General features: G+C 69.8%; 6 protein-coding genes and 1 pseudogene. 5 read left to right on the forward strand and 2 right to left on the reverse strand.

The genetic code is table 11. The annotated features are described in order from the left end of the window. Positions 1 to 90: 90 nt before the first annotated feature. Complete coding sequence (locus tag ACFWV3_RS33730) at positions 91 to 705, forward strand: hypothetical protein (RefSeq protein ID WP_382417349.1); 615 nt, start codon at positions 91 to 93, stop codon at positions 703 to 705. Between the two features lie 43 nt (positions 706 to 748). Then, positions 749 to 1,897, forward strand: a complete 1,149-nt coding sequence (gene coaE, locus ACFWV3_RS33735; protein ID WP_382417351.1) for a dephospho-CoA kinase — start codon at positions 749 to 751, stop codon at positions 1,895 to 1,897. Here the strand turns inward: coaE and ACFWV3_RS33740 are convergent. Both ACFWV3_RS33740 and ACFWV3_RS33745 read right to left on the reverse strand, forming a co-directional pair. Beyond that, complete coding sequence (locus ACFWV3_RS33740; protein WP_382417353.1) at positions 1,873 to 2,391, reverse strand: hypothetical protein; 519 nt, start codon at positions 2,389 to 2,391, stop codon at positions 1,873 to 1,875. The two genes, coaE and ACFWV3_RS33740, sit on opposite strands and share 25 nt — an antisense overlap. Positions 2,392 to 2,479: 88 nt before the next feature. Then, positions 2,480 to 2,989, reverse strand: a complete 510-nt coding sequence (locus ACFWV3_RS33745; protein ID WP_382417355.1) for a DUF402 domain-containing protein — start codon at positions 2,987 to 2,989, stop codon at positions 2,480 to 2,482. Positions 2,990 to 3,039: 50 nt separating this feature from the next. On the opposite strand from ACFWV3_RS33745, the gene ACFWV3_RS33750 reads away from it, so the two are divergent. From ACFWV3_RS33750 to ACFWV3_RS33760, 3 genes and pseudogenes are all read left to right on the forward strand, one after another. Continuing rightward, positions 3,040 to 4,143, forward strand: a complete 1,104-nt coding sequence (locus ACFWV3_RS33750; RefSeq protein WP_382417357.1) for a DUF5685 family protein — start codon at positions 3,040 to 3,042, stop codon at positions 4,141 to 4,143. Between the two features lie 55 nt (positions 4,144 to 4,198). Further along, complete coding sequence (gene uvrB / locus ACFWV3_RS33755; protein WP_382417359.1) at positions 4,199 to 6,361, forward strand: excinuclease ABC subunit UvrB; 2,163 nt, start codon at positions 4,199 to 4,201, stop codon at positions 6,359 to 6,361. A gap of 131 nt (positions 6,362 to 6,492) precedes the next feature. After that, positions 6,493 to 6,578, forward strand: a pseudogene (locus ACFWV3_RS33760) (pentapeptide repeat-containing protein); the annotation flags it as partial.

Here is a 6,578-nt window from a genome sequence, read left to right on the forward strand (position 1 = left end):
TCGTCTAGCTGACGCCGTGTCCCCCGTCCCGGCGGTCACCCGTTCACTCTGTGGTGGAGGCCGAACCTCGTTGTGTAGGTTGACAAACCTATGCGTGGGAACAGGATCCTCGTCGCGCTCGGCGCGGTCGCGTTGTCGGTCTGCGGTTGTGCTGAAGCCCTGCCGGAGACACAGGCGCCGCCGCCCCAGATTCCCAAGATCACGCCGCCCACCACGCCGTCGCGGGTGCCGTTGATGGTGGACCGGCCGCTGCCCGACGACTGCGAGCTCGTGGTGCCGGCCGAGGTCATGAACGCGACCATCGGGCAGGAGCTGCCGGGGGAGCCGCGGATCATCATCGGCATCAAGGAGCCGGGGATCGGCAAGACCGGCAAGGTCGACTGCTACTACGGGATCCCCGAGAAGAAGGGCCTCCCGGACGCCAAGATCGTCATCGGGCTCTCGACCTACACGGACGAGGCCACGGCGAGGACGCGCGTCGCCGAGAGCGTCGAGGCCGAGCGGGGTGAGGGCGCGAAGATCACCGAGGTCGACGTCGGCAAGCAGAAGGGGACGCTGGTCGAGGGCAAGGACGAGCAGCTGCTGATCGGGTCGCTCGGCAAGTCGACGTTCGTCGTGCGGAACAAGAACAACTTCATCCCCGCCGACAAGCTCGTCGCCATCCTGCCTGTACTCGCCCAGCAGTCGATGACGCCGCCCGTCTGACCCTCTGCCTAAACGATGCCTAAACCTGTCTAACCTGGCGTGCATGCTGAGGGTGGGGTTGACCGGCGGGATCGGGTCCGGGAAGTCGACTGTCGCGAAGCTCCTCGTGGAGCGCGGTGCCGTCGTCATCGACGCGGACAAGCTCGCGCGGGAGGTGCTGGAGCCCGGCACCGAGGGGCTCGCCGAGGTCGTGCGGGCCTTCGGAGCCGACGTGCTCAACGCCGACGGGTCGCTGGACCGGGCGGCGCTGGCCGCCAAGGCGTTCGCGAGCGAGGAAGCCCGGCAGACGCTCAACGGGATCACGCACCCGCGGATCGGGGCGCTCACGGGACAACGGATGGCCGAGGCGCCCGAGGACGCGATCGTCGTGCACGACATCCCGTTGTTGGTGGAGCGGGACATGGCGGCGGTCTACCACCTGGTGATCGTCGTGTACGCGGACGCCGGGACCCGGCTGGAGCGGCTCGTGACGAGCCGGGGGATGGGACGGCAGGACGCGGAGAACCGCATCGCCGCGCAGGCCACGGACGAGCAGCGGCGGGCCGTCGCGGACGTGTGGCTCGACAACACCGGCGAGGTCCCGGACGTCTCGGCGTTGTGGGACCGGCTGGTGGGCTTCGAGAAGAACGTGCGGACGGCGTCGTACGCGTCGGGTTCGCCGGTTGTCGTGCCCTACGACGACACCTGGCCCGCGCAGGCGCAGCGGATCGCCCGGCGGATCAGCCTGGCTGCCGGGGGACGGCACGTCGAGCACATCGGGTCCACGTCCGTGCCGGGGCTGGCGGCCAAGGACGTGCTGGACTTCCAGCTCGCCGTCGACGACATGGACTCCGCCGACTCGCTGCGGGAAGCCCTGGGCCAGGCCGGTTTCCCGTACGTCGGCCCGTACGTGGACACGCCGCGCGGCGAGGGCGACTGGAGCAAGCGGCTGCACGCCGGCGCCGACCCCGGCCGGCGGGTGAACCTGCACCTGCGGGTGGAGGGAGCCGCGAACTGGCGGTGGGCGACCGGCTTCCGCGACTGGCTGCGCAGCGACGCCGCGGCTCGTGAGGAGTACGCGGCGCTGAAGCTGGAGCTGTCGGAGCGGTTCGCGGCCGACGCCGACGGGTTCGCCTACGGTGAGGCGAAGGAGCCGTGGATGGTGGCGGCCGCGGCGCGCGTCGAGGCCTACAGGGGCGGCCAGGCGTCGTAGATGCCGTGCCACGTCAGCCACGAGGTGAGGTTGTGGTTGACGTTGCTCAGCTCTTCGAGGGCGCGGTGGACCGTGCGCAGGGCCTGGTCGGCGTCACCGGGCCGCAGCACGCGTCCCGCGACCGCCGCGGCGAACTCCTCGGTGCGCACGATGCGGGGCGTCGTGCCGCCGTGGATCGCGAGACCCAGCAACAGGTCCGTGGTGCGCCAGTGGCGGTTGTCGCACTCGACCCGCACCGCGGACAGGATGCTCGGGCTGCTGCGCGAGTGGCGCGAGCGGCCGCGGTGGGTCGTGAGGCGCAGACCCAGGTCGGGCATCAGCCAGGTGAACTCGGCGTCCGAGAAGGGGTCCTCGGGGGTGGGCTGTTCGATGCGCAGACCCCAGCGTTCGACGTCGCACGCGTCCAGTGTCCGTGTGCCACCCGACGAGTACGCACGGACACCCGACCAGGTGTCGACGACATCGACGAGCTGAGGTGTAGTGACCGCTCCCACGGCGCCGAGGGTAGTCACACAAATGCTGCCAGTTACACGCTGGACTGATTTGTTACGTCACGGTCAGGTGACGACTACGCTCCGTATATCAACGCCAGGTCGTGGGGCAACCCGAATAGGCGAGCCAGCGCACCACATCGTGACCGTGCGCTGAAATTCCGGACACCGCCGAGTAAGTGGTTTCCAACGCCCACTGCGCGCGTTCCGGCGAGAGCAGCTTCTGCTGCACGGCGGCGATCAGCTCGTCGGTGTCGAGAACCGTCACGCTGTGGCCCGTCCGGACTATCAGGTCGAGGTACAGGTCCGTCGTCTTCCAGACGCTGCCGATCGCGTTGATCTCCACCACGTCGACGTAGAAGTCGAAGTCGAGCTCGTGGCCGGGGTGCCACGACTGGCGCGTGACGCGGAGGTTGAGCTTGGGCAGGAACCAGCTCTCGAAGTGGCTGATCTTCGGATGTCCCGCGAGCGGGCGGAACATGTAGAGGCCCGTCGGCGTGAGCCGGAACTCGTCGACGCTGCGCAGCTGCCCCTTCGGATCGGTGTTGCTCTTGGCGTCCAGGTCGAAGTACTCGATCTTCGGCGGATGGATGTGTGCCACGTCCGCGATACTGCCATCGTCAGGCCGTCCGGCCACTTAGGATTCCGCGCATGTTCGGGATCATCCGCCCCTGCCGCAACAGGATGGGCGCTGAGCTGCGGTCCGCGTGGCTCGCCCACCTCTGCGGGATGTGCCTGTCGTTGCGCGACGAGCACGGCCACCTCTCGCGTCTCGTCACCAACTACGACGGGCTGATGATCTCGGCGGCCGTGGAGGCGCAGTCCGAGGTGTCGCGGCGGACGGCGGGCCCGTGTGCGTTGCGCGGCATGAAGTCCGCGGACGTGGCGATCGGGTCGGGGGCGCGGCTGGCGGCGTCGGTGTCGCTGGTGCTGGCGTCGTTGAAGATCCACGACCACGTGGACGACGGCGACGGCCTCGCCGGCCGGATGGGCTGGGCGGGGCGCAAGGTGGCGCAGCGCTGGGCCTCGAAGGGGCTCGGCACGGCGTCCGACCTGGGGTTCGACGCGTCGGTGATGATCGACTCGGTGCGCCGGCAGCCCGAGGTGGAGGCGTCCGCAGGGCTCGGCAGCTCGGTGCTCGTGGTGACGGAACCGACGGAGACGGCGACCGGGTTCGCCGTGGCGCAGACGGCGTTCCTCGCGGGCCGGCCGGGCAACGCGGAGCCGTTGCGCGAGGTCGGGCGGTTGTTCGGGCGGGTCGCGCACCTGATCGACGCCGTGGAGGACCTGGAGGAGGACCGCGCGGCCGGTGCCTGGAACCCGCTGCTGGCCACCGGTACCTCGGTCGAGGAAGCACACAGGCTGTGCCAGGACGCGCTGATGGGCATCCGGCTGGCGTTGAAAGACGTCGAGTTCACCGACTCGCGGCTCGTGCACAAGCTGCTGGTGCACGAGCTGGAGGAGTCGGTGGTCCGGGCGTTCGGCCGCCGCAAGCACCGCGACCCGCACAAGCCGACGTGGTCGGATCCGGGCAGCGGCCTGTGGGCGTACCCGAAGCTGAACTGGCAGCCGCAGCCGCGCGGGTGCTTCGCCGGGTGCGGCGCGTTCCTGTACGAGTGCGGGACGTGCCAGTTCTGCTGCCGCGACCCGTTCCCCGGCCCGTGGAGCGACAAGCGGCGCGCCGGGTGCGACGGCGACTGCGGCCCGAACTGCGACTGCAACGACTGCGACTGCTGCTGTTGCCCATGCGATTGAGGCCCTGACCAGGCACAATCTGAAATTGTCAGACCCCCGGCGTACCGTGCTTCCCGTGGCATTCGCAACAGAGCTCCCGTCCGAGGAGAGCACCGTCAAGGCGCACTCCGAGCACCGTCCCGTCGGCGACATCGTGCGCACCGGCGGGCAGTTCAGCGTCGTCAGCGAGTACCAGCCGGCGGGCGACCAGCCGGCGGCCATCGCGGACCTGGAACGCCGCGTGCGCTCGGGCGAGCGCGACGTGGTGCTGCTGGGCGCCACCGGTACGGGCAAGTCGGCGACCACGGCGTGGCTGGTCGAGAAGCTGCAGCGCCCGACCCTGGTCATGGCGCCGAACAAGACGCTGGCCGCGCAGCTGGCGAACGAGCTGAAGGAACTCTTCCCGCACAACGCGGTCGAGTACTTCGTCAGCTACTACGACTACTACCAGCCCGAGGCGTACATCCCGCAGACGGACACGTACATCGAGAAGGACTCCTCGATCAACGAGGACGTCGAGCGCCTGCGCCACTCGGCCACGATGTCTCTGCTGACCCGGCGCGACGTCATCGTGGTCGCCTCGGTGTCGTGCATCTACGGCCTGGGCACGCCCCAGTCGTACCTCGACCGCTCGATCCCGCTGGAGACGGGCGTGGAGGTCGACCGCGATGCGTTCCTGCGCCTGCTGGTCGACGTGCAGTACACGCGCAACGACATGTCGTTCACCCGCGGCTCGTTCCGGGTGCGCGGCGACACGGTCGAGATCATCCCGTCCTACGAGGAGCTGGCGATCCGCGTCGAGTTCTTCGGCGACGAGATCGACAAGCTCTACTACCTGCACCCGCTGACGGGCGACGTGGTGCGCGAGGTGTCCGACCTCCGCATCTTCCCGGCGACGCACTACGTGGCGGGCCCGGAGCGGATGGAACGCGCGATCCGCGACATCGAGGCGGAGCTGGAGACCACGCTCGCCCAGATGGAACGCCAGGGCAAGCTCCTGGAGGCCCAGCGCCTGCGCATGCGCACGTCCTACGACATCGAGATGATGCGCCAGGTCGGCTTCTGCAACGGCATCGAGAACTACTCGCGCCACATCGACGGCCGCGGCGCCGGCACCGCGCCCGCCACGCTGCTCGACTACTTCCCGGACGACTTCCTGCTGGTGATCGACGAGTCGCACGTGACGGTCCCGCAGATCGGCGGCATGTACGAGGGCGACGCGTCCCGCAAGCGCAACCTGGTGGAGCACGGCTTCCGCCTGCCGTCGGCGCTGGACAACCGCCCGCTCACGTGGGAGGAGTTCGCCGACCGGATCGGCCAGGTCGTGTACCTGTCCGCGACGCCAGGCCCGTACGAGCTGGGCCAGGCCGGCGGCGAGTTCGTCGAGCAGGTGATCCGCCCGACCGGCCTGGTCGACCCCGAGGTGGTCGTCAAGCCGACCGAGGGCCAGATCGACGACCTGGTGCACTCGATCCGCGAACGGGCCGAGCGCGACGAGCGCGTCCTGGTCACCACCCTGACCAAGAAGATGGCGGAGGACCTCACCGACTACCTGCTGGAGCTCGGCATCCGGGTCCGCTACCTGCACTCGGAGGTCGACACGCTGCGCCGCGTCGAGCTGCTCCGCCAGCTGCGCCTCGGCGAGTTCGACGTGCTGATCGGCATCAACCTCCTCCGCGAGGGCCTCGACCTCCCGGAGGTGTCGCTGGTGGCGATCCTCGACGCCGACAAGGAGGGCTTCCTGCGCTCCGGCACCTCCCTGGTGCAGACGATCGGCCGCGCCGCCCGCAACGTGTCCGGCGAGGTCCACATGTACGCGGACAAGATCACCGACTCGATGCGGCACGCCATCGACGAGACGAACCGCCGCCGCGAGAAGCAGGTCGCCTACAACCTCGAGCGCGGCATCGACCCGCAGCCGCTGCGCAAGAAGATCACCGACATCCTGGAAGCCGTCTACTCCGAGGTCGAGGACGAGGTCCCGGTGGGCGGCTCGGGCCGCAACCAGTCCCGCGGCAAGCGAGCCACGGGCGAGGGCGGCCGCTCGTCCGGCGTGGTGGCCTCGCACGAGCGGGCGGGCATGGCCAGGTCCGACCTGGCCGACCTGGTGCAGTCGCTGACCGACCAGATGATGAACGCGGCCCGCGACCTGCAGTTCGAGCTGGCCGCCCGCCTGCGCGACGAGATCCAGGACCTGAAGAAGGAGCTGCGCGGCATGGACGCGGCCGGCGTGAAGTGACGCCGCCGCCGGCTCCGCCCGCACAACCCGCCTGACCACTACCGTCGGCGGTCCCGGCGCTCGCCCCGAACCCGCCCAGCACCGCTGAGGGAGAGCCGGGCCCCACGACGCCACGCGCGTCGCGTGCCCGGCTCGACCGTGCCCGGCTCGACCGTGCCCGGCTCGACCGTGCCCGGCTCGACCGTGCCCGGCTCGACCGTGCCCGGCTCGACCGTGC

Origin of the sequence: Lentzea sp. NPDC059081 (genome assembly GCF_042738015.1) — a bacterium.
GTDB lineage: Bacteria > Actinomycetota > Actinomycetes > Mycobacteriales > Pseudonocardiaceae > Lentzea.

Excerpts from the sequence above, each read along its gene's own strand:
- ACFWV3_RS33730 (WP_382417349.1), top strand. The coding sequence starts at position 91 with ATGCGTGGGAACAGGATCCTCGTCGCGCTCGGCGCGGTCGCGTTGTCG.
- coaE (WP_382417351.1), top strand. The coding sequence starts at position 749 with ATGCTGAGGGTGGGGTTGACCGGCGGGATCGGGTCCGGGAAGTCGACT.
- ACFWV3_RS33750 (WP_382417357.1), top strand. The coding sequence starts at position 3,040 with ATGTTCGGGATCATCCGCCCCTGCCGCAACAGGATGGGCGCTGAGCTG.